Here is a 25,180-nt window from a genome sequence, read left to right as displayed (position 1 = left end):
GAAAGGGCAGTGTAATTCGATAATTCCATATAGTCAAATTAAGTTCCAAATAATGGAACAGCAGACGTTGGGAGGCGACGGTGACCATGATGGCAGCACAATTTCCCGAATTCAAAGACCGAGCCGTGCTGGTGACCGGCGGCGGATCGGGCATCGGTGCTGCGATCGTCGAAGGTTTCGCGCGCCAGGGCGCCAAGGTCTCGTTCATCGATATCGCCGAGATCGCGGGCCGCGAGCTTGCCGAAAGGCTGTCGCGGGAGACTGCGCATCCGGTCTCCTTTCACCATGCCGACGTGCGCGACATCGAGGCGATCCGGCGCACGGTCGATACCGTCATTGCCGATTCAGGGCCGATCCGCGTGCTGGTCAACAATGCCGCCTGGGACGACCGCCATGAATTCGACGCGGTGACCGAGGCCTATTGGGACAACAACCAGGCGGTCAACCTCAAGCATGTGTTCTTCGCCTCGCAGGCAGTCGTGCCGTCGATGCGGACGGCCGGCGGCGGGGCGATCATCAATATGTCGTCAATCGCCTTCAAGCTGAACATGGGCGGTTTTCCCGCCTATGCGGCCGCGAAGGCAGCGGTCGTCGGGCTGACGAAGAGTATGGCGGGCAGGCTCGGGCCGGAGAACATCCGGGTCAACTGCATCCTGCCCGGCATGGTGGTCACAGAGCGGCAGATGCAGCACTGGCTCACCGAGGAAAGCATTGCGCGCTCGGTCGAGGATCAGTGCCTGAAGGTTGCGCTCAAACCCGATGCGATCGTCGGTCCCTGCCTGTTTCTTGCATCCGACTGTGCGGCGGCGATGACCGCCCAGTCCCTGATTGTCGATGGAGGCGTTCTGTAATGACAAATCCCGCTTATGTCGCGGTGGACTGGGGCACCAGCAGTTTCCGGCTCTGGCTGATCGGCAGGGACGGCACCGTGCTTGCCGAACGCCGCAGCGGCGAAGGCATGACGAGCGCGGCAAAGACCGGCTTTTCCGCGGTGCTTGCCGGCCATCTCGCCGCCATCGAGGCGCCGGAAAACCTGCCGGTGATCGTCTGCGGCATGGCCGGCGCCAGGCAGGGCTGGGTCGAGGCCGGTTACATCGAAGTGCCGGCGCCGCTCGCCTCGATCCTGACCGGGGCGGTCTCCGTGCCCGGCGAAAGCCGCGACATCCGCATCCTGCCGGGCCTTGCCCAGCGGGATATGGCGAGGCCCGACGTCATGCGCGGCGAGGAAACCCAGCTTCTCGGCGCGCTCGGCCGCGCAAGCTCAGGCGCGCAGGCGGTCTGCATGCCCGGCACGCATTCGAAATGGGTGCATGTGACGGACAGCAAGGTGACCGGCTTTTCGACCTTCATGACCGGCGAGCTTTTCGACGTCATCAGCAAACACACGATCCTTTCGCATGCCGTGGCCGGTGCGGAAGAGCAGCCGGCGGATGCGGCGGCCTTCGAGGCCGCGGTCTCGGCCGCTTTCACACGCCCGGCCCTTGCCTCCAACCTGCTCTTTGCCGCCCGTTCCGGCCAGCTCCTGCACGGCATATCCGCCGCTGCCGCACAAGCCCGGCTTTCCGGTACGCTGATCGGCCTCGAAATCGCCGGGGCGCTGCAGGATGCGGCAAACGGCACCACCATCACCCTCGTCGCCTCCGGGCGCCTGCAGGCACTCTACGAACAGGCCTTTAGAACCCTCTCCCTTGCCTTCACCGCCATAGACGCCGACGCTGCCGTGCGCCGCGGGCTTTCGGCCGCCGCCGAAGCCATCTGGCCGAATTGAGAAAGCTGACACGATGAACCGTATCCCCTTCCCCGACATGAAGCGTCCGCTGATCGCCATCCTTCGCGGCATCCGGCCTGACGAGACCGAAAGCGTCGTCGGCGCCTTGATCGAAAACGGCCTGACGGCGATCGAGATCCCGCTCAACTCGCCGGAACCGTTCAAATCCATCGAGCTCGCCGCGAAGATGGCGCCGCCCGAGGTGCTGATCGGCGCCGGCACAGTGCTGACCATCGAGGCGGTCGACAGCCTGCATGCAGCCGGCGGCAAGCTGCTGGTCACCCCGAATGTCGAGCCTGAGGTGATCATCCGGGCGCGCGAATACGGCATGGTGACGATGCCGGGCGTCTTTACGCCGACCGAGGCGCTGGCGGCTGCGCGCGCCGGCGCCACCGGTCTCAAATTCTTTCCGGCCAGTGTGCTCGGTCCTTCCGGCATCACGGCGATCCGGGCAATCCTGCCGCCGGAGTTGACGATTGCCGCCGTCGGCGGTGTGTCGGACAAGAATTTCGGCGATTACACCAAGGCCGGCATCTTCGCCTTCGGCCTCGGCACCAGCATCTACAAGCCGGGAATGACCGCATCAGAGGTTGCCGAGCGCGCCAAGGCGACCATTTACGCCTATGATGCAGCCATTGGGAGCGTGAACGTATGACCGATATTTATGAGTTCGAGGGCAAGACCCTTTGCAACACGAATTCCGTTCTCGGCGAAGGCCCGACCTATGATCCGGACAGCGACACCGTCTGGTGGTTCAACATTCTCGGCAAGGAACTGCACGAGCTCAATCTTTCGACGAGCGAGAAAAAGGTACACCCGCTGCCTGTGATGGCGAGTGTGCTGGCCCGCATCGACGCCGGACGTCAGCTGATCGCGACAGAGGAAGGGCTCTTCGTGCGCGATGTGGCAAACGGCAACCTCACCTTCTATGCCGCGCTTGAAAACGACAGGCCGGAAAACCGTTCGAACGACGGCCGCACCCATCCTTCCGGTGCGCTCTGGATCGGCACGATGAGCAAACGGGCAGAAAATCAGGCCGGCGCCATCTATCATGTCGCGGGCGGCAAGGTGACGAAGATCTTCAACGGCATCAGCATCCCGAATTCGATCTGCTTCTCGCCTGATGGCACGATCGGCTATTATACGGACTCCCGCATCAACCGGCTGATGCGCGTCATGGTCGATCCGTTGACCGGCCTGCCCTCGGGCGAGCCGATCGTACTGGTCGACAGCATGAACGAACCCGGCGACATCGACGGTTCGGTGGTCGATGCCGACGGTTATATCTGGAATGCACGCTGGGGTGCGGGCGTCGTCGACCGCTATAATCCCGATGGCCTGCGCATCTCGCGCTACACGGTTCCCGCCGTCCAGCCCTCCTGCCCCGCCTTCATCGGCGTCAATGCCGACCGCCTGGCGGTGACGACCGCCTGGGAAGGGCTGGATGAGGATGCCCGTTCGGCCCAGCCGAGTGCCGGCGCGCTGCTGGAACTCGGCATCGACGTCAAGGGCGTGTTCGATCCCGTCTATGTGATCTGAACACAGGGGATCCGAGGCCATCAGAGGCGCTCTCCGATTTGGGGGCGCCTTTTCTCGTTTCAGCGGCGGTCTTCGATAAATGTTCCGTGAGAATCGAGAAATTTTCCGTGTTTTCAACCGGAACCAATCGGCCCACCAGTCATTTTCCCTTCGAACCGGCGCGGCAATCACGCAGACGTTGCCGGGTCAGCGATCACTCCAGGGAAAAACGAAGGTAGGTTCGAAATGACACGCAAACTCTTGACGACCGTTGCCGCTGGCGCGTTGTTTGCCACGGCTTTCGCACCGGCGGCATTTTCGCAGACGGCGCCGCAGCCGGCGGATCCCGCCGCTCCGGCCCAGACGGCTCCCGCCGATCCGGCAGCACCTAAGCCGATGACGCCCGATGTCACCAAGCCCGCAGGCGATGCCGCACAGGCTCCGGCCCCGGCACCGACGGCAGATACGGCTCAGGCCGCCTATCTGACGGAGCAGGCTCCGGACCAGATCAGCGCCAACACCTATATCGGCCAGTCGGTCTATAACGGCAACAATGAAAGCATCGGAAGCGTCAACGACCTGATCCTCAAGAAGGATGGCGGCATGGTTGCCGCAATCGTTGGCGTCGGCGGCTTCCTCGGGATCGGCGAAAAGAACGTCGCCGTGCCGATGGAAAAGATCACCGTCGCGCAGAATACCCAGGACGGCAGCGTCAAGCTGACGACCAGCGAAACGGCTGAATCGCTGAAGGCCGCCCCCGAGTTCAAGACGCTGGCAATGCTGGCGGCCGAAAAGGCTCCGGCTGCGACCGGCACCGATACCACGGCGACTGGCTCGACCACGCCTAAGTAATCCGTGCGCGGTAGCATAGCGTAGGCGATGGCGCTCTTAGGGGCGCCATCGTTTTTATGCGGCGCCATCGTTTTATGCGCTGGCACGCTCCGCCATGGTCGGATCGTAATAGTTTTCGTGCAGGAAGCGCAGCGTGGCGATACCGTCGGCCGGACGGCCGAAGTGATAGCCCTGGCCCATGCCGCAGCCGAGTGCGCGCAATTTCACCGCCTCGGCATAATCCTCGATGCCTTCCGCTACGACTTCCAGCTCCAAGCCCTCGCACATGGTGAGGATCGCCTTGATGATGTGTTCGGAGGCGCGATCGGAATTGATGCGCGAGACGAAGGCGCGGTCGATCTTGATCTTGTCGAAGATGAAGTCGCGCAGGCGCCCGAGGCTCGATTGGCCGGTGCCGAAATCGTCGAGCGAGATGCGTACACCGGCGGCGCGCAGATCGGCGATGATGCGGTGAGCGGTATCGGCCGAACTCATCACCGCCGTCTCGGTGATCTCCAGCTCCAGGCGATGCGGATCGAAGCCGACGCGGCCGAGGATCGACAGGACGCTGCTGCTCGTGCCCGGATCCATCAGTTGGGCCGAGGAAAGATTGAACGACAGGAAGAGTTCGCGCGGCCAAGAGAGCGCTGCCTCGGCGGCTTTGCGCAGCAGCGCCTCCGACAGCGCGTCGATGAAGCCGCGCTCCTCGGCCAGCGGCACGAAGACGCCGGGCGACACGAAGCCGAGATCGGGATCGTTCCAGCGGGCGAGCGCCTCGAAGCCGACGACCTGATTGTTGGACAGCGAGACGATCGGCTGGAAATGCACGTCGATCGCGTCGGAGATGATGGCATTTCTGAGCGCCTGCTCCAGCTGCGTCGCGCGCTTCATTTCCTGGGCGATCTCGCGCGAATAGACGGTGATCTGGCCGCGGCCGCGACGCTTGGAACGGTAGAGGGCGGTTTCGGCGCTCTTCAGCAGCTCCTCGCAATCCTCTCCGGCAAAGGGATAGATGGAAAAGCCGAGGGAGGCGGAAAGACGAACGTTGCGGTCGCCGAGGTCATAAGGCGCCGACAGCACCTCGCGGATCATCTGGCCGAACTTCTCGGCACTCGCCCGCTCGAAGATCAACGGCAGCACGAAGGCGAATTCGTCGCCATCGTGGCGGGTGACCAGCGCGCCGTCAGGAATGCAGGCCCTGAGACGATGGGCGACCTGGCAGAGGATTTCATCGCCGGCTGTCGAGCCGAACAGATCGTTGATCGGCTTGAAACTGTCGAGGTTGACGATGCCGATGGTGAAGGGCGCCGGATCGCTGGCGCGCTCGGCGGAGATCTGCAAGACCTTGTCCCGCATGCGATTGCGGTTGCCCAATCCAGTCAGCGGATCGGTATAGGCCATCGCCTGAAGCTCATTCTGACCGACGGTCAAGAAAGCTATGTCCGCCGATTTCATCATCCAAACCCGAGCTTTCCTCCGGAGCCATGCAGAAGAATGACCGGCAGGTCTTAACAATTCGATAGTAAATCAGCGGCATAGCCGCCTGAACCTCCCCAAAATCTAGGGAGTTGACGGGTATTTTGGCGCCTGCACACTTTTGCGCGCCATCGTTCAGTTTTGGGCCCGCATGGCCTCATTCATTAGATATTTCTGAAATATAGTCTCCAGCATGTCAGGGCTGACGGGCTTCATGATGACGTCGTCCATGCCTGATTTGACGCATTCGGCGCGGTCACGCTCGAATGCCTGGGTGAGCACGCCGATAATCGGGGTGCGGGTGCCGCCGCCGGTTTCCTCCATCTGCCGGATGAGGCGGGCGGCCTCGAAGCCGTTGAAACCCGGCAGGGAAATATCCATCAGCACGATCTGCGGCCGGTGCTCGGCCCAGAGGCGCACGGCCTCGTCGCCGGTCGCCGCAAGCATGTGGCGATAGCCGAGGCCTTCGAGGATCTGTGAAAAGACGATCTGATTGATATCATTGTCTTCGGCGACGAGAACCTGCAGGCCAACCGGATCGTCGGAAATGGTGATTTCCCAATCCGCATCCGAACCGGCGGCGCTGCGGCTGCTGCGATTGAAATGGCGGGCGATCTGGAAGGTGAGTTCGTTGGCGATCTGGAAACCGTCCATGACGAGCGCCGGGATGCCGTATTGCTCGGCAAGTTCGAGGCAGCGCATGCCCATCTGGTTGTCGATGATCAGAAGATCGAGCGAGATGCCGGAGGAGGTGGCGATTTCCAGGAACCGCTCCTCTTCGTCCTCGCCGCGGACCGAGCAGGATTCGAAGCCGTATTTCGTCAGCGTCCGCAGCGCGGCGGTCTCAGCGGCGAGGTCGGCCGTGACGACGAGGACCTTGCGGCCGGAGAAATTCTCCGGAACGATCGCTTCCATCGCCGCCGGTTCGCGCCGTGCGATGCCGGTTGGTACCGGCACATAGGCCCGGCGATAGCTTTGATTGCTGGAGGCGGTGATCGCGGACGCTTGGCCGAACTCGTCGAGATCGGCGCCGTCGCGCGGCAGGTCCTGCATAGTCGACACCAGGAAATAGCGGCCGGGCTTGCCGATGCGGTGCTTGCGGCTGACGATATCGCGCTCGATGCCGTCGCGGGAGATCTGCCGCTGGCGGGAGACGGACATCTCGCCGGTCTCCAGCACATGGCGGTCGCTTTCTTCGAAGCGCTTGGCGATCTCTTCTGAAAAAAGATCACCGCTCTTGCGCCCAAGCACCTCGTCGGCGCTTGTCTGATATTTCTCGCAGAAGGCGAGGTTGACCGCGACATAGGTGAGGTTGCGATCCTTGACGAAGAGCGGGAACGGCAGGTTGTCGAGAATATCCTCGGTGAGTTGCACCCGCTCCAGATCGGAGCGCCATTGCTCTTCGCGCTTCTTGTTCTCGGAAATGTCGGAAATGATGGTGACGCCGTAACCGCCGGGCAGCCTGCGCTTGACGAAGCGGACCCAGCTATCGGCACCGTGGCGCTCGACAGCGTCGAAGCGCTCGCGCCAATGCGAGGCGATTTTCTGCGACAGCCAGTCTTCGCGGCTCAGCGAGCCACCCTGCCTGACATCATACTGCTGGCGAATGCCGGTGTCGTACATCGCGCCGAGGAAATCGCGAAGCCGCGTGCCCGGCTTCAGCATCTCGGCGGGCAGCGGAAAGAAATCGATAGTCTGGCGGCTTGCAAAGATCAGATGATCGTTCTTGTCGTAGATAATGAAAGCTGCGGAAAGGCTGTCGCACACCACATCGAAAAGCGCCGTCTGCAGATCGGCCTCGGCGGGAGCCCCATCGATTTCTGATGATGTGTCCGCCTTTTCGAAGCCGGCACTCATTCTGTTGCGTCCCACATCTGTTCGATTTCGCAGCTTCCGGAGGTATGTGATTAGAAATGCCATTTTTATGTTAAAACCGGCTTAACATTACCTATTCCCAAATTTGAGGGGAGCCCCGGATCACGTTTCGGGAAAACGCTTGGAAAGCCCTTCCCTCCGGCCCGCGAATCCCCGAAAATAGGCCATGGCAATCAGACAGCTTTCCGAAACGCTCATCAACCAGATCGCCGCCGGCGAAGTCATCGAACGGCCGGCGAGCGCTGCCAAGGAACTGATCGAAAACGCGCTCGACGCGGGCGCGACGCGCATCGAAATCGCCACGTCAGGCGGCGGCAAGGCGCTACTGCGCGTCAGCGACAACGGCTCGGGAATGGACGTGGTCGATCTGGAACTGGCGGTCAGACGCCATTGCACCTCGAAGATCTCAGAGACGCTCGAGGATATCCGCACGCTCGGCTTCCGCGGCGAGGCGCTGCCCTCGATCGGCTCGGTCGCCAGGCTCAGCATCGCAAGCCGCAGACGCGACAGCGCCGGCGGCCACGAGATCGCCGTTGCCGGCGGCAAGATTGCGCATCTGCGCCCAGCCGCCGCCAATCCCGGGACGATCGTCGAAGTGCGCGACCTTTTCTTCGCCACACCCGCCCGGCTCAAATTCCTGAAGACGGAGAAGGCCGAGGCCGGCGCCATCACCGAGATCGTCAAGCGCATGGCGATCGCCTTTCCTGCGGTACGTTTCGTGCTGTCGGGCTCGGACCGCACGACGCTGGAATTTCCAGCGACCGGTGACGATCATCTGGGGCGCATGGCGCAGGTGCTCGGCAAGGAGTTCCGCGACAACGCCATTGCGCTTGACGCCGTGCGCGAAGAGATCTCGCTGACCGGTTTTGCCGGCGTGCCGACCTTCAATCGCGGCAACTCCGCTCATCAATACGCCTTCGTCAACGGCCGGCCGGTGCAGGACAAGCTGATCCTCTCGGCGATCCGCGGCGCCTATGCCGAGACGATCCCTTCCGGACGCCATCCGGTGGCGGTGCTGTCGATCACGCTCGATCCCGCTCTCGTCGACGTCAACGTGCATCCGGCAAAATCCGACGTGCGGTTCCGCGACCCGGGCCTGGTGCGCGGCCTGATCGTCGGCGCCATCCGCGAGGCCTTGGCGCGCGACGGCAGCCGGGCGGCGACGACCGGGGCGAGCGACATGCTGCGTTCCTTCCGCCCCGGCTTCCAGCCGAATAACCCGTGGCCGCAAACGGCATGGTCGGCCGAGACCTCGCCCTCCCGGCCCTATCAGCCGACAACGGGTTTCGGCGAGCGGCCGCAGGCATCCTTCGACGGACTTTCGATGCCGACGGCGCGAGCCGAGCCGCAGTTTTCGCCGCAGCCGGCTGCGCCCGAAGCAGCCGCGCGGCATCCGCTCGGCGCGGCACGGGCGCAGATCCACGCAAACTACATCGTCGCCCAGACCGAGGACGGGCTCGTCATCGTCGACCAGCATGCCGCACATGAGCGGCTGGTCTTCGAAGCGATGCGCAAGGCGCTGCATTCGAAGCGGCTGGCCTCGCAGGTGCTGCTCATCCCCGAGATCATCGATATTCCGGAAGAGGATTGCGACCGGTTGATGCAGCATGCCGCGGAGCTTTCCGAACTCGGCCTGGCGATCGAGCGTTTCGGCCCCGGCGCGATCGCCGTGCGCGAGACGCCGGCGATGCTCGGCGAGGTCGATGCGCACGGGCTGATCCGCCAGCTTGCCGACGAGATCGCCGAATGGGACACGGCGTCAGGCCTGTCGGCCAAGCTCGAATATGTGGCGGCGACCATGGCCTGCCACGGGTCGGTGCGCTCCGGACGGCGGCTGCGGCCGGAGGAAATGAACGCGCTGCTCCGGGAGATGGAAGTGACGCCCGGCTCCGGCCAATGCAACCACGGCCGGCCGACCTATATCGAATTGAAGCTCAGCGATATCGAACGGCTTTTCGGCAGAAGCTAAAAAAGCTGGAAAAGCAGCCCTTGCGGGAGTATGGCAGACTAAAGCGTGTCGCGATCTTTCAGATTCACTTGGCCCACGCTTTAGGTCTTTGGTGTTCCGCATGTCGTGACCGCAAAACCGCGGCACAGTTTTGCGCGACATGCTCTAATGACAGACGGCAGGGAACGGAGCGCATGAATTTGTTCGAAGGGCACGGAAACCGCGAGGCGAAGATCCGGTATCTCGATGGCGATTTCCAGATTCTCTCGCCCGGCTCCTATGTCGTCTGCGCGATGACGGGGAAACAGATCCCGCTCGACGAATTGCGCTATTGGAGCGTCGCCCGGCAGGAGCCCTATGCCGACGTGATCTCGGCCATCGATGCCGACAAACGCGCCGGCGTGCTGCCAAACCAGCGGCGCTAGAACTGGATGATTTAGGCCGGGTCAGCCTAAAGTCTGAATCCTGTTCTACATTATATAGTTAGAGCATGATGTCGTCCGAAAACCGCTCACGCTTTTCGGCGTCGTGCTCTAAAGCGCCGCGCGCCTCACCATCGATAACGATCAGCCAAGGCTTTGTTGAAGACGTGCCGGCCGTCCTGATAGAAGATTGAAATCTGGGCACAACGAGAGGTCACACGTCCGACCCGCCCACGAAGGACGGGCCGTTTGCGTGATCCGATCCCCGCAGGGGCAACGGTTCACTTGAATTTCGCCATATTCTCTGGCGTCACGAGCGCAGCGCCGGAATCGATCAAGGACTCAACCTTCTCTCCGCGAATCGATTTTACCAGCGCATCCACACCGAGTTCGGCCATCTTGGTGGGGAACTGCGCCACCGACGCATCCTCGACTCCACTCTTCAGCGCCTCCTCTTCGCCGCAGCAGAAGTCGAAACCGACCAGCACAATCTTGTCATTGGCAATGCCAGCGTTCTTGATTGCGCGCGCCGCGCCAGCAGCGGGCGGGCCGCAAGCGGCATAAATGGCCTTGAGGTCTGGGTTCTTCGTCAGCAGATCCTCGGCGACACTGATCCCGAGCTCCTCGGTGCAGTTTGTCGCGCCTTTCCCGACGATCTTGACGTCAAGTCCCTTCAGCCCTTCAAGCATTCCCGTCACACGGTCATCAAGCGCTGGCACCCCGGGCACGCCCTCAAGAATCCCGAGCGTGTCGCCGGCTTTAAGAACAGTTTTGAGATATTCGCCCGCGATTTTGCCGGCGGCGAAGTTATCGGTTGTGGCAAGCGCCGTCCTGCCTTTCCAATCCGGAATATTGTTATCCATCAGCACGACCTTGATACCGGCCGCCACCGCCTTGTCCAGGGCAGTGGACACGGTGGGATCGACAGGCGTGAGGGCAATACCCTGCACGCCTCGTGTCACCATGGACTCGATCTGTGCAATCTGGCCCTCGATGTCGGTTGCGGACGTACCCTGCCCGTAGATGATCTCGACGCCGGGATTTCTCTTTGCATAATCTTTGGCTGTGTTCTCCATTGTTGCGAAGAACGGTACTGGGAATTTGGTTATAAAGCCGAGCTTCACCGGCTCCTGCGCCAAAGACGGGACTACAGCGACGGCCAGGAGCGCAAGAGCTCCCAGCAGGGATTGCAGTTTCATGATACACCTCCCATGTTTCGACCGCCCTCCTCTAGAGCGATCTCGTTGTCCGCTGCCCCAAAGAAGCAGCGATCTCCCTTAAGCCTCGGCGCCGACAATCATCGCAACAAGGTCCTGCTTGTTCGCTTGCGTTGGCTTCAGTTCACCCACCTTGCGCCCCTGGCGCAGCACAACCGCCCGATCGGCGATTTCGACGACATGTTCCATATTGTGCGTGATGATGATCACGGCATTGCCGTCGGCTTTGAGCTGATGGATAAGGTCAAGAACCTGGCGAGACTCGCGAAGACCGAGGGCGGCCGTTGGTTCGTCAAGAATCACCAGCTTGCGCGCAAAAACAATGGCGCGCGCGACCGCGATCGCCTGTCGCTGTCCCCCGGACATCAGGGCGACCGGCGCATCGAATCTCGGCAGCTTAACCTTCAGGCGATCGATGACACTTGCTGCCTCCCGCTTCATCACGCCCGTGTTGAGGAAGCGGAGCGGACGCGGCAGCCAAGAGGGGAAAGAGATTTCTCGTCCGCAATAGAAATTCTGTACCGGGGTCAGGTTGTCGAAAAGCGCCAGATCCTGGTAGACGGTTTCAATACCGGCGCGGCGGGCGGCCGCCGTTGAATGGAGGGATACGGGCGCACCATCCACGAGGATCTCTCCTTCGTCGAGACTATGAAGCCCGCTGATGCATTTGACGAGCGTCGACTTGCCGGCGCCGTTGTCACCCAAGAGAGCGGTTACCTCACCCGAGTACGCATCAAAGCTTACTTTTTTCAGGGCATGGATGGCGCCAAAGCGCTTCTGGGCATTTCGAACCGAAAGTGCCGGTGTGGTAGATGCTGGGTTCATTGCACTCTCGCCGATTGAAGCACGCGTGCGCGCGCCTCGAGATGGTTACGAAGCACGTCGGCCTCTACGGCGATGACGATGACGAGCCCAATCGCGATCATTTGAAAGAACACGTCGACCCCGAGAAGGTTAAGGGCGTTGCGGATGACGCCGATCAGCACGGCGCCGATCAGGGCGTGTCCGAGATGGCCGCGTCCGCCAAGGAAGCTGGCGCCACCGATAATCACCGCAGCAATCGTGTCGAGTTCCAAAAGATTGCCGTAGATTGGCGAGGCGGCGGCGGTCCGTCCTGCGAGCAGCACCGCGCCGACACCTGCACAAAAGCCGCAAATAATGTAGGTTGCGAGCAGAACGCCCTTTACTGGGATACCCATGCTTCTGGCGGCATTCGGCGCCCCACCGACGGCATAGATCCATCGGCCAAAGACCATCGACTTCGTGAGGATCAGAAAAAGAAGCCCGAACATCGCAACGGCAAAGAAGGAATTGGGCACACCAAGCGTCGTACCGCCGCCGATCGCGGTCACTGCATCGGGCATCCCGCGCATGGTGGTGTGGCCGGGCGCCAATGCAAGTGCCAGGCCGCGGCAGATACTCAAGGTCGCAAGTGTAATGATAAAGGGGTGTGGCAGCCGACCGTAGACAAAGACCAAGCCGTTGACCGCACCGATAGCAGCACCGGCAAGCAGCATGGCCATTATGACGACGATCGAGGAATCAATCTGCTGATAGACAAGTCCGCCGATGACTGTTGCCAGCGCAAGATTCGAGCCTACAGACAGGTCGATGCCGCGCGTCAGGATAACGAGTTGCTGCCCCATTGCCACAACAGCAATCACTGCTGTCTGCGCCAGGATGTTCCCCAGGTTAACGGGCTTTAGAAAAGCCGGCGTGATCAAACTGACGACGGCGATGAGCATAATCAGGATCAATAGAGGGCCGAGGCTCAATAGCTTCAGCCCGAATGTGATGCCAGATTGTCTCGGCTGGAAGGTTGCATCTTGCGAACCACCAGGCCGGGACGAGTTCTGAGGCAGAATCCCGGAGTCTTCCAAATTCCCTAGCCTCCCCCGTTTTTTATACATAAGAAACATATGATACACGTGCGTCAAATTGTTTTTTATGGATATCTAATCATACCAGGAGTTGCGCCATGAGAACGGATACGACTTTCAAGCGGGCATTCAATGATATGATCGATATCATTCGGACGCTCGATCTTGGGGCGGAATTGCCGTCCGAAAATTCACTGCGTACCCAGCTTGGCGTGAGCAGAACAACGGTGCGGAAGGTGCTGGCGGGGATGTCCGCACGTGGGATCATCATATCTGAAGCGCACAGGCGGATCATACGTGAGCAGCCGCGGCAAAAAGAGCGCTATCCGAAGGAAGAGACCTTGGCAATTTCGGAACAGGTCGAGACGAGCTTCATGGAATGGATGCTGCGCGGTGATGCCTGTCCAGGCACAGAAATCAATGAGACGGAATTAGCTCGGAAATTCGGCGTCGCGACAACGATTATCCGTGAGTTTCTCAATCGATTTCAGAAATATGGGCTGATCGAGAAGCGTCAGAATGCAGGCTGGGTTTTTAAAGGGTTCACAGCCAGTTTCGCACTCGAACTGTTTGAGATCAGAGAGATGTTCGAAATGCGCTCCGCACGGCTTTTCGCTGCCCTGCCCGACGGGTCGCCCGTCTGGAAACAGATCCAATCCATGCGGGCGGCACATTTGGAACTGCTCGCGGATATCGACGCTCGGTTTCAGGATTTCTCGGAGCTGGACAGCCGTTTCCACCGGCTGATTACCGCAGTCGCGCCAAACCGCTTTATCGAAAGCTTCCAAGACGTGATAACCATGGTTTTCCACTATCACTATCAGTGGAACAAGCGTGATGAACGCACGCGGAATGAGGTCGCCATCAGGGAACATCTCGCCCTGATCGAAGCCCTCGAAAGCCGCAATATCGCCTTGATCGATCGCGCATGCCGGTTGCATCTGACTTCCGCCCGCGAAACTTTGCTTCACTCGATCGCGTGATAGCGTTGCATGTGGAGTTGTACGCAGGACGAGACGTTTTGCAGCAGCCTGCTAGCTAGAGCGGTTCCGCCTTTGCTGGAATCGCTTTAACCCCGGCCTTCATCTCCCGCAGCCGCCGCTCGCGGCAAGCGACGATCGCCCGGTCGATGATGAGGCTGGGGGCGAGGTGATCCTCGAAGACCATGTCGACCTCGATCACCCGGCTCTTTTCGACGAGCCGCGCCGCCTTGCCGTGATGGCCGGAAAGGCGGACGAAATCCTTGGAGGTGGTGACGATCAGGAGACCTTGACGCTCTGCGGTCGTCAGGATGTCGTCGATCTCCTCCTCCGTCAGGTGCTCGTGATCGCCGAAAGATTTGGCGACAACGATCTCGGCGCCGCGGGATTCAACCGTGCGAAAGAATTTGGCGGGATCGGCAATGCCGGCAAAGGCTAGCACCTTCGTGCCGGCCAGCGTATTGTCGCCGCGGATTTTCAGCGATGCGGTGAAATAGGGCTTTGCCGCGCGCGCCGCCATGCGGACGATCCTGTCGGCGGCATTGCCGCCACCGACCTTCAGCAAAGCGGTTGCGGACCGCAGCTGCTGGCGGATCGGCGCGCGGACCGGGCCACCCGGCACGATATGGCCGTTGCCGAGGCCGCGCGTCGCGTCGATGACGAGCAAGGCATAGTCGATCGCCAGCCGGGCACTTTGGAAACCGTCATCCATGATGATGAGATCGGCGCCCTCCGCCACCAGGCGCTGAGCCCCTTCGACGCGCCGGCGCGAAATCACCGTCAGCGCTTCCTGGGCAAGCAGCAACGGCTCGTCACCGACGGCAATCGCCCGGTGATGATCGGGGTCGACCACGGTCGTCACATCGAGCGAGCCGCCGTAACCCCTGCTGAGAAAGCCGGGCTTCAGCCCCTTCGCCTTGGCGGCGCGGGCAATCGTCAGCGCCGTCGGCGTCTTGCCGGCGCCGCCGACGGTGAAATTGCCGACACAGATAACCGGAACCGCAACCGAGGCGCGGCGCGCATGGGCCATGCGGTGGCCAGCGATACGGCCATAGAGAAAAGAAAGCGGCAGCAGCAGCCAGGCCCGCCAATCGGCTTTCCTCCACCAGAACGGTGGCGCTTCGGATATCATCTTGCCGTCCCGCTCCCTGCCCGGCCACAGAATTTTCGTTTCCCGGCCGGATTGAGAAGCCAAAACCAGAAAAAATGCAAGCCCTTACCCGTCAGGCCGGCTGCAGGTCCGGCAGCAGGGTCTCGATGGCAGTGATATCGTCGAGCACATGATCGGCCGCGGCGGCAAGCGTCTCCCGCGAACCGGTGCCGGTCAGCACCGCGATCCTCAGGCCGGTGCCGGCATTCAAACCCATGTGCAGATCGTGATTGTTGTCGCCGACCATGGCGACCTCTTCAGGCGAAAGACCGGTCGCAGCGCAGAAGCCGAGCACCATGCCCGGCTCCGGCTTGACGCCGAAACCGCTGTCATAGCCGGCGATGTAATCGATATAGCGGGCGAAACCGAAACGTTCCGCCGTCTGGCGGATCGACCGCTCATTGTCGCTAGAGGCGACACCGAGCTTGAAGCCGCGTCGATGCAGCCGAGCGAAGAAGCCGGCGAGGTCGGTCACCGGCACGGAAAATTCGGCGGCACTGGAAAAAAGGGCGTCGAGGCGGATCGTCAGTTCGCCGACATCGACCATCGAGCCCGCCGCAACCAGACCCTCGGCGATCTGGCGGGTATTGCCGGCGGCAAGCAGGCTGTCGGGAACGATGTGGCCGGTCAGCGGATCCATGCCGCAGGCCGAAAGCAGCCGGTTGGCGAGAAGCTCATCCCCTCTGGCGGCGATGCGGGCAAGCTCGCGGTTTACCGGCAGCCAGCTCTCGTCATAATCGAGCAGCGTGCCGTCCTTGTCGAAGAGGATGCCTTTGATAGGGGACGCTGCCGACATCTTCGCTCCTCAGACCTGGGCCACGGCCTTGGGCAGCAGCCGCGCCTTGACCGTCAGCGGATTGATATAGGGTTCCAGCCCCTTTACCGTCGCCGTCAGCGCGCCGCGCATCTCGTGCACGGCGGTGATGCCGGCCTCGATCATGTTGCGGCGGGCGTCGTCGTTTATCAGCAGATAATGCACGCCCTTGGCCAGCATTTCAGTATCGCGCACCATGCGGGCGCTGCCGCTGCGGGCAAGCTTCTGATAGGCATCGCGGAAATTCTGCACATGGCCGCCGGAGAGAATGGCGCAGCCGAGCATGGCGGGCTCCAGCGGGTTCTGGCCGCCTTCGGCAAAGAGCGAACGGCCGACGAAGGCGATTTCCGTCAGGCGGAGATAGAGGCCCATTTCGCCGATCGTATCACCGAGGAAGATATCGACATCGGCGGACAGGACATCGTCGCGGGTGCGGCGGGCGACCTTCAGCCCCTGCTTGACGAGCGCTGCCTCGATCTCGTCGCTGCGCTCGGGATGGCGCGGCACGATGATGGTCAATTGATGGTCGCGCTCCCTGAGCGCCCGGTGAACGATGGCGGCGGCATTCTCCTCGCCGTCGAAGGTTGAAATCGCCGCCCAGGTCTTGCGCTCGCCGATCTGCTTCTTGTAGCGGGCGAAGACAGCGCTGTCATAAGGCGGCGCGTCGGTATCGACCTTCAGATTGCCCGAAGTGATGACGGGGACGGCGCCGAGATCGCGGAATCGTTCGGCATCGACATCCGACTGGGCGATGACGAGGGCAAGATTCTCGAACAAGGCTTCGGCGATCGCCGGGCGGCGGCGCCAGCGGGCAAAGGAGCGGTCCGACATGCGGGCATTGATCAGGATCTGCGGAATGCGGCGGCGGCCGAGCTCCAGCACCGTTGCCGGCCAGATCTCGGATTCGGCGATAATGGCGCAATCGGGCTGCCAATAATCGAGGAAGCGGCTGACGGAGGGCTTCAGGTCGAGCGGCACATATTGATGGATCGCTTCCTGGCCGAGGCGCTCGGCGGCGAGCTTGGCCGACGTGATGGTGCCGGTCGTCAGGATGACATGGATGTCGCGGCGGCGGATTTCACGGATCAGCGGGATGACGGCGTTGGTTTCACCGACGCTTGCGGCATGGAACCAGATGAGCGGGCCCTGCGGCCGGTTGGCGCTCGGATAGCCGAAGCGCTCCAGGCGGCGGGCCCTATCTTCCTTGCCCTTGGCCGTGCGGTAGGTGATATAGAGGCCGACGACAGGAGAGGCCACGGTTCCCGCCAGACGGTATGCGCTCAGACCGAACCGCGCCATCCGGGAACTCATCGCGCCAGCCTCCGATCAAAACCGATCGACATCAAACCCATTCCCTAATTATCGTTGCGGCCGCAATGGCCGATTAATTTGTTCAGAATGCGTCAAACAATCCGGATCGACGGGCGCGCCCGATGCAGCAAAGCCCGCTCGACGAGCGGCCGGCCGGCGGCACATGCTAGGGATCAGTTGCCCCTGGCCTTTTCCTGCGGATCGAGCAAACGATGCATGTGGACGATGAAGTAGCGCATATGCGCATTGTCGACCGTCTGCTGCGCCTTAGACTTCCAGGCCGTCAGTGCCGTGGCATAATCCGGGAAAATGCCGACGATATCGAGACCCTGCAGGTCACGGAACTGGACGTCATCGAGGCTTTCCAGTTCGCCGCCAAAAACGAGATGCAGAAGCTGCTTCTTGTCACCGGAGTCAGTCATTTTTTTCTTCTCTTTCTGCCTATTCTCCTCCGCCACCCATCTGCGGGATTTTGACGGAAACGTCAACTGTCTCGTCGTCCCGCAAAGGCCGTGAGGAACTCCTCGAGGCGAGGCGTTGGCGCCGCGCAGAGGACCTTGTGGGTGACCTCAGTGCGGTTGTAGACGATCGGCCGGCCTTCGATGTCGACGAGGCCGCCACCGGCGCAGACAAGGATCAGATCGGCAGCGGCAAGGTCCCAATCATGTGAATTGCCCTTGACGAAGGTGCCTTCGAGACGACCGTCCGCCACCATGGCGATGCGATAGGCGAGCGAGGGAATGTATTTCTCTCGCGTCACCCGGTCACGGAACGCCGGCGGAAAGGTCTTCAGCAGGTCTTCGCCGATCGCAAGGCGGCTCATCTCTTCCGGTCCGGCGGCCGAGACGGTGAAGGGAACGCCGTTCTTCAGCGCCACGCCGCCCTCGACCGCCTCATAGAGCTCTTCGAGCGCCGGGGCATAGAGCACGCCGGCGACCGGCCGGCCGCGATGAACCACCGCGACGCTGACGCACCAGACCTTCTGCCCGCCGAGGAAGGCTCGCGTGCCGTCGATCGGATCGATGATGAACAGCGTCTCGCGTGAGAGACGGTCGGCATCGTCGTCGGTCTCTTCCGACAGCCAGCCATAATCCGGCCGGGCCTTGCGCAGGATGGTCTCGAGCGTCTTGTTGGCGGCGAAATCGGCGGCGCTGACGGGAGACCGGTCCTCGTTCTTCCACCAGACCTCGGGAGACTGGTTGAAGAAGCCGAAAGCGACGGCGCCCGCCTCTCTCGCAGCATCGGCGATCAGCGTGAGATCGCTCTGCCAGCGGGCTTTCTCCATGTCGCTCATCCCCGTCAATCCGTTTCTCAATTCAACAGTGGGAGCATGATGTCGTCCGAAAACCGCTCACACTTTTCGGCATCATGCTCAGCGCCCCGCGAGCGTCATGCCTTCGATGGCGAAGGTCGGAGCTGCAACGCCGAATTTGCGATCGATGTCGTTTGCCGGCGTCAGGCGCATGAACATCTCCTTGAGGTTCGAGGCGATCGTCACCTCGGAGACCGGGAAGGTGAGTTCACCATTCTCGATCCAGAAGCCGGTGGCGCCGCGGCTGTATTCGCCGGTGATCATGTTGACGCCGTGGCCGATCAATTCGGTGACATAAAAACCGTTGCCGACGCTGCGGATCAAATCCTCCGGCGAGATATCGCCGGGTTCCAGGGCAAGGTTGGTGGAGGAAGGCGAGACGGCGGTGCCGCCGCGCACGCCGCGGCCGTTGGTTTCGAGGCCGAGCTCGCGCGCCGTCGAGGTCGAGAGGAACCAGTGCTTCAAAATACCATCCTCGATCATCACCAGCCGCTCGCCGGAGACGCCTTCGCCATCGAAGGGCCGCGAGGAAGGGCCGCGTACGATCAGCGGATCATCGGTGATCGACAGGCCTGACTTCAGGATCTGCTGGCCCATCTTGTCACGCAGGAAGCTGGACTTGCGAGCGACGGCAGCACCATTGATCGCACCGGCGATATGGCCGACGAAGCCACGGGCGACACGCGGGTCGAAAATGACCGTGACGTCCTTGCCGGTCGGTACCTGGCGCGGATTGACGCGCTTGATCACCCGTTCGCCTGCGCGACGGCCGATTTCAGCGGGATCGTCGAGCTCGGCATAATAGAGGCGGCTGTCGAAATCATAGTCGCGCTCCATGCCTGTGCCTTCGCCTGATATGACGCTGACGGAATGGCCGAAACGCGAGGCCATGTAACTGCCTTCGAAACCGTGCGAGGTGGCAAGAACGAGGCCGCCCATGCCGGCGGAGGCGCCGGCGCCGGAGGAATTGGTGACACCCTTGACCGCAAGCGCGGCAGCTTCTGCGGCAAGAGCGGCCTCGCGCAGCATCTCGGAGGAGACCTCGGTGGTATCGAGCAATTGCAGGTCGGGATAGGTTCTCGAAAGGCTCGCCTCATCCGCCAGGCAGGCGAAGGGGTCTTCCGGGGAAACCTTGGCCATCGCGACGGCGCGTTCGGCCAGCGCCTGAAGATCGAAGCCCGGATTGGCTGAAACGCTGGCGACACGCTGGCCGATGAAGACGCGCAGGGAAAAATCGTCGTTTTCGGAGGATTCCGTTCCCTCGACCTTGCCGAGGCGGACGCTGACCGATTGCGAGCGCGACCGGACGACGACGGCATCGGCGGCATCGGCCCCTGCCTTCCTTGCCAGATCGATCAATTGACTTGCGCGGGAAAGAAGTGTCGAGGAATCAATTTCAGAGGACATGATTTGGCCTTTCCTTCGGCTTCCATTTATTGTGCACTCTCCCAAGCATCAAGGCCGCCGTCACCGATTCTTTATCGGGGCTGCCTGCTTGCTCCCCGCCGTCGAAAGAAATTGTCAGCATGTCAGCGTCCAATGCCTTTTTTTCCGAAACGATCCTGCTGCTTGGCGGGGCGGTGGTCGCCGCTCCGATCTTCAAGAAACTCGGGCTCGGCACGGTGCTCGGCTATCTTGCTGCCGGCATCGTCATCGGCCCGGTCTTCCACGGCATCACCGATGGCGAACAGATCCTCGCCGTCGCCGAACTCGGCGTCGTCTTCCTGCTGTTCATCATCGGACTGGAGTTGAAACCCACCCGCCTCTGGCAGATGCGGCGCGACATCTTCGGCCTCGGCACGGCGCAGGTGGTGCTGACGGGCCTGGCGCTGACCGCGCTTGCCTGGCTTTCCGAGGCTCTCGACTGGCGCGGCAGCATCGTTGCCGGATTTGGCCTGGCGCTATCTTCGACCGCCTTCGCCATGCAGATCCTCGAGGGCGACGGAGACGTCAATACGCGATACGGGCAGCGCTCCTTTTCGATGCTGCTGTTCCAGGACCTGGCGATCGTGCCGCTGCTGGCGCTGATCACCATCCTCGACGGCGGCGACAAGGGCAGCAACGCGCCGCTGTTGGATTTCGCCATCGCCATCGGCGCGGTTGCGGCGATGATCGTCATGGGACGCTACCTGCTGACGCCACTCTTCCAGATTATCGCCCGGACCGGCGCGCGCGAAGCAATGATCGCGGCTGCCCTCTTCGTCGTCATGGGGTCGGCGATCCTGATGCAGTTGGCCGGGCTTTCGATGGCGATGGGCGCCTTCCTATCCGGCGTGATGCTTGCCGAATCCTCCTACCGGCACGAGCTGGAGGCTGATATCGAGCCCTTCCGCGGCGTGCTGCTCGCTATCTTCTTCATCGCCGTCGGCCTGTCGCTGGAGCTCGACGTTCTTGCCGACAATGCGCTCTTCGTCATCGTCGCCGTGCCGATCGTCATGGCCGTCAAGGCGATCGTCATCTATGGGCTCTGCCGGATCTCCGGCTCTCCGCACAACGATGCGATCCGCATCGCCTTCCTGCTGCCGCAGGGCGGTGAATTCGGCTTCGTGCTGTTCACCACCGCGGGGGCGGCCGGGCTGATGTCGACGAGCACAGCCTCGCTGCTGGTCGCGATCGTCACGCTGTCCATGGCGCTGACGCCGATCGGGTCGGCCCTTTCGAAGCGGCTGCTCAACGGCGATAAGCAGGAGGAGCTGGACGAGGATTTCGAAGGAGCCGGCGCCGACGTGCTGATGGTCGGCTTTTCGCGTTTCGGCCAGATCGCCGCCCAGATCCTGCTTGCCGGCGGGCGCAGCGTCACCGTCATCGATTTTTCGGCCGACCGCATCCGCCAGGCTTCCTCCTTCGGCTTCCGTATCTATTTCGGCGACGGCGCCCGCAAGGATGTGCTGCGCTCGGCCGGCATCGACAGGGCGAAGATCGTGCTGGTCTGCACGCAGAAGAAGGAAATCACCGACAAGGTGGTGGAACTGGTGCAGGCCGACTATCCGCACACAAGGCTCTACGTGCGTTCCTACGACCGCGTCCATTCGATCGAGCTGCGCAACAAGGGCGTCGACTACGAGCTGCGCGAAACGCTGGAATCGGGCCTGCTCTTCGGACGGCGAACGCTGGAGGCGCTCGGCGTTTCCGAGGTCGACGCTTACGAAATCGGCGAGGATATCCGCAAGCGCGACGAGGCGCGCCTGGTGCTGCAGGTGTCCGAAGGGCTGCAGGCCGGGCGCGACATGCTGTTTTCCCACCCTGTCCGCCCCGAACCGCTGGTCAAGCCGAAGCGCGCTGCCGATCCCTTCGAGGACGATCCGCTGGCCGGAACCGCGGATGCGACGGCGGATGCCTGATCGCCCCTGACCGGCTTGCGAAATTGACGCATTGAATATCAAGGGGGCGGCGTTTATCAAACGCGCGATCGGAGCGATCCAAGAGGGAAACTTGATCAAACGGGCGACACAGATCGAACAATGGGCGCTGCGCATCCTCTGCGCGGTCGCATTGGTGTTCGTCGGCTTCTCCCATCAGCTGCCTGCCGCAGCGGCTGGCGAATTCGATCCGGCCGAACTCGCTCAATATGTGCTTCCGGACGGGACGCTGCCGACGCTTTGCGTCACCACAACGGACAAATCCGGTCAGGACCAACACGACAAGGCGCATTCGCATGGTTGCGAAGCCTGCCGGATCAGCGCCGCCATCCTCCTGCCGGCGGCGGACATCGCCGGTGCTGTCATACCCTTTGCGCCTGCGGTTGAACTGCCGATCCGGACCGAGGCCTTCCATCGCCAGCTTTTCCCGCCCAATACCGGTCCCCGGGCTCCTCCTTCCGATCCGATCCCTGCCTGAACTTCGCGTTGCGGCAGGCGCCGTGACGCGCCTTTCAACGCCGGCCGACCTGCATGCGTGCTGTCGGTCGTGGATACGGATCCATTCTCATGTCGACCATTACTGCTGCCGAACCGGCAGAGGACGTCGCAAACGGCGTTTCGCTCTACCGTGCCATCTGGCGCTGGCATTTCTTTGCCGGGCTTCTCGTCATACCCTTCCTGCTCAATCTGGCCGTTACCGGATCGCTCTATCTTTTCAAGGACGAGATCAACAGCACCTTCTTCGGCTACCGCTACAGTGTCCAGCCTATCGGCAAAGCGCTGTCGCCGGAGCGGATCGCAGAGATCGCCGCCTCCGCCGTGCCGGGCTCAACCGCAACATCCTACAAAGACCCGGTCCTGCCCGAGCGATCGGCCATCGTCACCCTCTCCAGCGATGCCGGCTCGATGCTGGTCTTCGTCAACCCCTATGACGGCAAGGTGCTCGATGTGGTCGGATCGACCGACGAGTTCAATTATGTCGTCAAGCGCATCCACAGCCTCGCCTATTTCGGCAGCATAACGAACCGGCTGATCGAAATTGCCGGCGGCTTTGCCATGGTACTCGTCGTCACCGGCATCTATCTCTGGTGGCCGCGACGCCAGACGGGCGGCGTTGTCAGCGTACGGGGGACGCCCGGCCGCCGCGTTTTCTGGCGCGACCTGCATGCCGTGACTGGCGCCTTCGCCGGTGTCCTGATCTTCTTCCTCGCGATGTCAGGCATGCCATGGTCGGGCTATTGGGGGGCGAACGCCAATGCCTGGCTGACCGAACACGGCCTCGGCTATCCGGTGCAGCTCTGGGACGATGTGCCGAAGTCGCGAAAAGTCACCGAGGATATCCTTCCGAACAGCGGCTGGATCGTCGAGAAGGCGCCCGTTCCGCTTTCCGATATCGCCGCAGCGCAATCAGCCAGGCCAATCGGCCTTGACAAAGCCGTGGAGATCGCCAGGAGGCTGGGCATGGCGTCGGGCTTCGACGTGGCGATCCCCTCCGACGAGACGGGCGTTTATACCGCCTCTCTCTTTCCGGACGCCCTTACCGACGAACGCACCCTCCATATCGATCAATACTCCGGCAAACCACTGATCGATATCGGCTTCGATCAATATCCATTCCTCGGCAAAGCGATCGAGTGGGGCATCAATGTCCACCAAGGACAGGAATGGGGGCGTTTCAACCAGCTGCTGATGCTCGCAACATGCCTCGCAATTGTGCTCAGCTGCGTGACCGCCGTCGTCATGTGGTGGAAACGGCGCCCGATCGGCCGCCTCGGCGTGCCACCCATGCCGCCAAAGCCTTCGATCTATTACGGCCTGTGGGTGATTGTCGGGATCTTCGCGGTCACCTTCCCGATGAGCGGGCTCGCGATTCTCGCCATGATCGCCTTCGACCAGATCGTCGTGCGGTTCGTACCGTTGCTGAAACGCGTTCTCGCCTGAGGGAGGCCATCACCTGAGGGAGGCCATCAGATGAAGAAGATCATCGCGATCGTTGCAGGCGTGCTGCTTGCATCCATGGCATCTGCGACCGACGATCCGCAACAGGCGATCCCGGCAAGGCTGAAGGTGATGTTCGAAAGGCCAGACAAGCCGCTCGATATCGCGCCGGTCGTAGTTCAGGCCGACTGGGCGATCGTCGGCTGGAGGCAGGACGGACGCGGCGGACGGGCCCTGATGAAGAAGACGCATCACGGCTGGAGCATCTATCTCTGCAGCGGCGACAGCCTGAAGGATGCCGCGACACTGGAGACGATCGGGCTCTCCGCAGGTGACGCCGCCGGGCTAGCTGCGAAACTGAAGCATGCCGAGACCGGCCTCGATTCTTCCGCGCTTGCGCTCTTCTCAAGCTTCGAGGGCACGGTGATGATGAACGAGGCTTCAAACGGCGCGGGTCATGCCGGCCATGAGGGCCATGCCCAATGAAGCAAAGAAACAGCTAGCGCTTCAGCCGAGCCTCAATTTCCCGGTCAAGGGCGAATTTCAGGTCGTCCTTGACGCCGACGGACATAGCGAGGACTTCGCGGGCCTTGAGGAAATCCATGACGCCGGTGCGGCCGACCGTCGGGCGCAGGAAGATATGCGGCGGGCGAAGCTTCAGCTTCAGCGAGATCGCCGTCTGCATCATCAGCTGACCGGAACCGAAAATGCTCTCCATACGGTTCGGAATATGGGTGCCGTCACCTTCCGGCGCTCCGACGACATCGATACCGACGACGATGTCGGCAAGATCCATCAGGCATTCATAGGGCACCGGATTGCTGATGCCGCCGTCGATCATCACGCGATCGCGCAGGCGCACCGGCATGAAGACGGCGGGGATGGCGGAAGAGGCGGCGAGTGCGGGAAATAGTTCGCCCTGCTCGATGATGACTTCGCACTGCCCGTAATAGTCCGTGGTGATCACCTTCATCGGGACCAGCAGATCCTCGAAGCGGGCCGGCAGCTCGGACGGCAGGAAGGCTTTCAGGATCCGCTCCAGATTGAACTGGCCGATGCGGATACCCTTGGCCACCGCATCGCGCACCGTCGCCGGCCTCAGGCCCCAGATGCGGGCAACGACCGCCGTCTTGTTGCCGACGGTCGTCAGCGCATGTTCGCGGATTTCGGCGCCGGACATGCCAGCCGCCATGCCGGCTGCCATGATCGCACCGATCGACGAGCCTGATACCGCCACCGGGCGGATGCCGAGTTCATCGAGCGTCTCGATGACATGGATATGGGCAAGTCCGCGCGCACCGCCGCCGCCAAAAGCGACGGCGACCGTCGGCACATCGCTGATCGCAGGCAATTTCGGGCTGATGATCTCTGCCTGCTGCAC

Annotated in this window: 24 protein-coding genes; 12 read left to right on the top strand and 12 right to left on the bottom strand. The window is 62.0% G+C overall.

All coding sequences use genetic code 11. The annotated features are described in order from the left end of the window. Nucleotides 1-86 precede the first annotated feature (86 nt). The 5 genes from RWK44_RS22860 (at nucleotide 87) to RWK44_RS22840 (ending at nucleotide 4,138) form a co-directional block, all read left to right on the top strand. Entirely contained in the window at nucleotides 87-851 is a 765-nt protein-coding gene (locus RWK44_RS22860; RefSeq protein ID WP_410056140.1) for an SDR family NAD(P)-dependent oxidoreductase, read from the top strand. Next, the gene (locus tag RWK44_RS22855) at nucleotides 851-1,768 is read left to right on the top strand and encodes a 2-dehydro-3-deoxygalactonokinase (RefSeq protein WP_316029421.1); all 918 of its coding nucleotides are present in this window, start codon (nucleotides 851-853) and stop codon (nucleotides 1,766-1,768) included. Before RWK44_RS22860 ends, RWK44_RS22855 begins: the two co-directional genes overlap by 1 nt. Nucleotides 1,769-1,781: 13 nt before the next feature. Then, complete coding sequence (locus RWK44_RS22850; protein ID WP_131666229.1) at nucleotides 1,782-2,423, top strand: 2-dehydro-3-deoxy-6-phosphogalactonate aldolase; 642 nt, start codon at nucleotides 1,782-1,784, stop codon at nucleotides 2,421-2,423. Continuing rightward, a complete protein-coding gene (locus RWK44_RS22845; RefSeq protein WP_316029420.1) occupies nucleotides 2,420-3,307 on the top strand; it encodes an SMP-30/gluconolactonase/LRE family protein in 888 nt (295 codons plus the stop codon). Before RWK44_RS22850 ends, RWK44_RS22845 begins: the two co-directional genes overlap by 4 nt. 225 nt (nucleotides 3,308-3,532) lie before the next feature. Further along, nucleotides 3,533-4,138 carry a PRC-barrel domain-containing protein gene (locus RWK44_RS22840; protein ID WP_316029419.1) on the top strand — a complete coding sequence of 202 codons (606 nt, stop codon included), beginning with the start codon at nucleotides 3,533-3,535 and terminating at the stop codon, nucleotides 4,136-4,138. A 72-nt stretch (nucleotides 4,139-4,210) separates the two neighbouring features. Here the strand turns inward: RWK44_RS22840 and RWK44_RS22835 are convergent, their stop codons facing one another. Both RWK44_RS22835 and RWK44_RS22830 read right to left on the bottom strand, forming a co-directional pair. Then, nucleotides 4,211-5,575 carry a putative bifunctional diguanylate cyclase/phosphodiesterase gene (locus RWK44_RS22835; RefSeq protein WP_131666232.1) on the bottom strand — a complete coding sequence of 455 codons (1,365 nt, stop codon included), beginning with the start codon at nucleotides 5,573-5,575 and terminating at the stop codon, nucleotides 4,211-4,213. Nucleotides 5,576-5,728: 153 nt separating this feature from the next. Further along, nucleotides 5,729-7,450: a response regulator gene (locus RWK44_RS22830; RefSeq protein WP_316029418.1), complete on the bottom strand. Its 1,722-nt coding sequence runs from the start codon at nucleotides 7,448-7,450 to the stop codon at nucleotides 5,729-5,731. Nucleotides 7,451-7,634: 184 nt separating this feature from the next. Here RWK44_RS22830 and mutL point away from each other — a divergent pair, with 184 nt between their 5' ends. Together mutL and RWK44_RS22820 are read left to right on the top strand one after the other, a co-directional pair. Then, nucleotides 7,635-9,437 (top strand): DNA mismatch repair endonuclease MutL, encoded by a 1,803-nt coding sequence (gene mutL, locus RWK44_RS22825; RefSeq protein WP_316029417.1) that lies wholly within the window; start codon nucleotides 7,635-7,637, stop codon nucleotides 9,435-9,437. Nucleotides 9,438-9,610: 173 nt separating this feature from the next. Further along, entirely contained in the window at nucleotides 9,611-9,841 is a 231-nt protein-coding gene (locus tag RWK44_RS22820; protein ID WP_003545832.1) for a DUF2093 domain-containing protein, read from the top strand. 278 nt (nucleotides 9,842-10,119) lie between these two features. Here RWK44_RS22820 and RWK44_RS22815 read toward each other — a convergent pair whose 3' ends face one another. From RWK44_RS22815 to RWK44_RS22805, 3 genes are all read right to left on the bottom strand, one after another. After that, nucleotides 10,120-11,037, bottom strand: coding sequence for a sugar ABC transporter substrate-binding protein (locus RWK44_RS22815; RefSeq protein ID WP_316029416.1), 918 nt, complete (start codon nucleotides 11,035-11,037; stop codon nucleotides 10,120-10,122). A 78-nt stretch (nucleotides 11,038-11,115) separates the two neighbouring features. After that, nucleotides 11,116-11,880 carry an ATP-binding cassette domain-containing protein gene (locus tag RWK44_RS22810; protein WP_077976612.1) on the bottom strand — a complete coding sequence of 255 codons (765 nt, stop codon included), beginning with the start codon at nucleotides 11,878-11,880 and terminating at the stop codon, nucleotides 11,116-11,118. After that, nucleotides 11,877-12,935: an ABC transporter permease gene (locus RWK44_RS22805; RefSeq protein WP_316029415.1), complete on the bottom strand. Its 1,059-nt coding sequence runs from the start codon at nucleotides 12,933-12,935 to the stop codon at nucleotides 11,877-11,879. Before RWK44_RS22805 ends, RWK44_RS22810 begins: the two co-directional genes overlap by 4 nt. A 98-nt stretch (nucleotides 12,936-13,033) precedes the next feature. On the opposite strand from RWK44_RS22805, the gene RWK44_RS22800 reads away from it, so the two are divergent. Further along, a complete protein-coding gene (locus RWK44_RS22800; protein ID WP_316029414.1) occupies nucleotides 13,034-13,918 on the top strand; it encodes a GntR family transcriptional regulator in 885 nt (294 codons plus the stop codon). A gap of 55 nt (nucleotides 13,919-13,973) precedes the next feature. Here the strand turns inward: RWK44_RS22800 and lpxK are convergent, their stop codons facing one another. The 6 genes from lpxK to RWK44_RS22770 all read right to left on the bottom strand — a co-directional run bounded on the left by lpxK (nucleotide 13,974) and on the right by RWK44_RS22770 (nucleotide 19,909). Further along, nucleotides 13,974-15,047, bottom strand: a complete 1,074-nt coding sequence (gene lpxK / locus RWK44_RS22795) for a tetraacyldisaccharide 4'-kinase (RefSeq protein ID WP_168284075.1) — start codon at nucleotides 15,045-15,047, stop codon at nucleotides 13,974-13,976. Between the two features lie 91 nt (nucleotides 15,048-15,138). Next, nucleotides 15,139-15,861, bottom strand: a complete 723-nt coding sequence (locus RWK44_RS22790; RefSeq protein WP_132613337.1) for an HAD family hydrolase — start codon at nucleotides 15,859-15,861, stop codon at nucleotides 15,139-15,141. A gap of 9 nt (nucleotides 15,862-15,870) precedes the next feature. Beyond that, nucleotides 15,871-17,190: a lipid IV(A) 3-deoxy-D-manno-octulosonic acid transferase gene (waaA, locus tag RWK44_RS22785; protein ID WP_020048653.1), complete on the bottom strand. Its 1,320-nt coding sequence runs from the start codon at nucleotides 17,188-17,190 to the stop codon at nucleotides 15,871-15,873. Nucleotides 17,191-17,363: 173 nt separating this feature from the next. Further along, the gene (locus RWK44_RS22780; RefSeq protein WP_020048652.1) at nucleotides 17,364-17,612 is read right to left on the bottom strand and encodes a DUF4170 domain-containing protein; all 249 of its coding nucleotides are present in this window, start codon (nucleotides 17,610-17,612) and stop codon (nucleotides 17,364-17,366) included. A 62-nt stretch (nucleotides 17,613-17,674) separates the two neighbouring features. After that, on the bottom strand, nucleotides 17,675-18,484 hold the full coding sequence (locus RWK44_RS22775; RefSeq protein WP_221966715.1) for a 3'(2'),5'-bisphosphate nucleotidase CysQ: 810 nt from the start codon (nucleotides 18,482-18,484) through the stop codon (nucleotides 17,675-17,677). 78 nt (nucleotides 18,485-18,562) lie between these two features. Next, nucleotides 18,563-19,909 carry a TldD/PmbA family protein gene (locus RWK44_RS22770; RefSeq protein WP_222006174.1) on the bottom strand — a complete coding sequence of 449 codons (1,347 nt, stop codon included), beginning with the start codon at nucleotides 19,907-19,909 and terminating at the stop codon, nucleotides 18,563-18,565. Between the two features lie 119 nt (nucleotides 19,910-20,028). Here RWK44_RS22770 and RWK44_RS22765 point away from each other — a divergent pair, with 119 nt between their 5' ends. From RWK44_RS22765 to RWK44_RS22750, 4 genes are all read left to right on the top strand, one after another. After that, the gene (locus RWK44_RS22765; protein ID WP_316029413.1) at nucleotides 20,029-21,843 is read left to right on the top strand and encodes a monovalent cation:proton antiporter-2 (CPA2) family protein; all 1,815 of its coding nucleotides are present in this window, start codon (nucleotides 20,029-20,031) and stop codon (nucleotides 21,841-21,843) included. 91 nt (nucleotides 21,844-21,934) lie between these two features. Next, nucleotides 21,935-22,339 carry a hypothetical protein gene (locus RWK44_RS22760; protein ID WP_316029412.1) on the top strand — a complete coding sequence of 135 codons (405 nt, stop codon included), beginning with the start codon at nucleotides 21,935-21,937 and terminating at the stop codon, nucleotides 22,337-22,339. Nucleotides 22,340-22,428: 89 nt separating this feature from the next. Then, entirely contained in the window at nucleotides 22,429-23,802 is a 1,374-nt protein-coding gene (locus RWK44_RS22755) for a PepSY-associated TM helix domain-containing protein (protein WP_168336108.1), read from the top strand. A gap of 30 nt (nucleotides 23,803-23,832) precedes the next feature. Then, nucleotides 23,833-24,285, top strand: a complete 453-nt coding sequence (locus RWK44_RS22750; RefSeq protein WP_131642856.1) for a copper uptake system-associated protein — start codon at nucleotides 23,833-23,835, stop codon at nucleotides 24,283-24,285. Between the two features lie 13 nt (nucleotides 24,286-24,298). On the opposite strand, the gene RWK44_RS22745 is transcribed toward RWK44_RS22750, so the two are convergent. Next, complete coding sequence (locus RWK44_RS22745; protein WP_003556842.1) at nucleotides 24,299-25,180, bottom strand: patatin-like phospholipase family protein; 882 nt, start codon at nucleotides 25,178-25,180, stop codon at nucleotides 24,299-24,301.

It is taken from the genome of Rhizobium sp. 25PS6, from assembly GCF_032464655.1.
Classification (GTDB): domain Bacteria; phylum Pseudomonadota; class Alphaproteobacteria; order Rhizobiales; family Rhizobiaceae; genus Rhizobium; species Rhizobium laguerreae.
This window is presented reverse-complemented; position numbering and strand designations above follow the sequence as displayed.

Coding starts and splice junctions, on each gene's coding strand:
- RWK44_RS22860 (WP_410056140.1), top strand. CDS start 87: ATGATGGCAGCACAATTTCCCGAATTCAAAGACCGAGCCGTGCTGGTG.
- RWK44_RS22855 (WP_316029421.1), top strand. CDS start 851: ATGACAAATCCCGCTTATGTCGCGGTGGACTGGGGCACCAGCAGTTTC.
- RWK44_RS22850 (WP_131666229.1), top strand. CDS start 1,782: ATGAACCGTATCCCCTTCCCCGACATGAAGCGTCCGCTGATCGCCATC.
- RWK44_RS22845 (WP_316029420.1), top strand. CDS start 2,420: ATGACCGATATTTATGAGTTCGAGGGCAAGACCCTTTGCAACACGAAT.
- RWK44_RS22840 (WP_316029419.1), top strand. CDS start 3,533: ATGACACGCAAACTCTTGACGACCGTTGCCGCTGGCGCGTTGTTTGCC.
- RWK44_RS22835 (WP_131666232.1), bottom strand. CDS start 5,575: ATGATGAAATCGGCGGACATAGCTTTCTTGACCGTCGGTCAGAATGAG.
- RWK44_RS22830 (WP_316029418.1), bottom strand. CDS start 7,450: ATGAGTGCCGGCTTCGAAAAGGCGGACACATCATCAGAAATCGATGGG.
- mutL (WP_316029417.1), top strand. CDS start 7,635: ATGGCAATCAGACAGCTTTCCGAAACGCTCATCAACCAGATCGCCGCC.
- RWK44_RS22820 (WP_003545832.1), top strand. CDS start 9,611: ATGAATTTGTTCGAAGGGCACGGAAACCGCGAGGCGAAGATCCGGTAT.
- RWK44_RS22815 (WP_316029416.1), bottom strand. CDS start 11,037: ATGAAACTGCAATCCCTGCTGGGAGCTCTTGCGCTCCTGGCCGTCGCT.
- RWK44_RS22810 (WP_077976612.1), bottom strand. CDS start 11,880: ATGAACCCAGCATCTACCACACCGGCACTTTCGGTTCGAAATGCCCAG.
- RWK44_RS22800 (WP_316029414.1), top strand. CDS start 13,034: ATGAGAACGGATACGACTTTCAAGCGGGCATTCAATGATATGATCGAT.
- lpxK (WP_168284075.1), bottom strand. CDS start 15,047: ATGATATCCGAAGCGCCACCGTTCTGGTGGAGGAAAGCCGATTGGCGG.
- RWK44_RS22790 (WP_132613337.1), bottom strand. CDS start 15,861: ATGTCGGCAGCGTCCCCTATCAAAGGCATCCTCTTCGACAAGGACGGC.
- waaA (WP_020048653.1), bottom strand. CDS start 17,190: ATGAGTTCCCGGATGGCGCGGTTCGGTCTGAGCGCATACCGTCTGGCG.
- RWK44_RS22780 (WP_020048652.1), bottom strand. CDS start 17,612: ATGACTGACTCCGGTGACAAGAAGCAGCTTCTGCATCTCGTTTTTGGC.
- RWK44_RS22775 (WP_221966715.1), bottom strand. CDS start 18,484: ATGAGCGACATGGAGAAAGCCCGCTGGCAGAGCGATCTCACGCTGATC.
- RWK44_RS22770 (WP_222006174.1), bottom strand. CDS start 19,909: ATGTCCTCTGAAATTGATTCCTCGACACTTCTTTCCCGCGCAAGTCAA.
- RWK44_RS22765 (WP_316029413.1), top strand. CDS start 20,029: ATGTCAGCGTCCAATGCCTTTTTTTCCGAAACGATCCTGCTGCTTGGC.
- RWK44_RS22755 (WP_168336108.1), top strand. CDS start 22,429: ATGTCGACCATTACTGCTGCCGAACCGGCAGAGGACGTCGCAAACGGC.
- RWK44_RS22750 (WP_131642856.1), top strand. CDS start 23,833: ATGAAGAAGATCATCGCGATCGTTGCAGGCGTGCTGCTTGCATCCATG.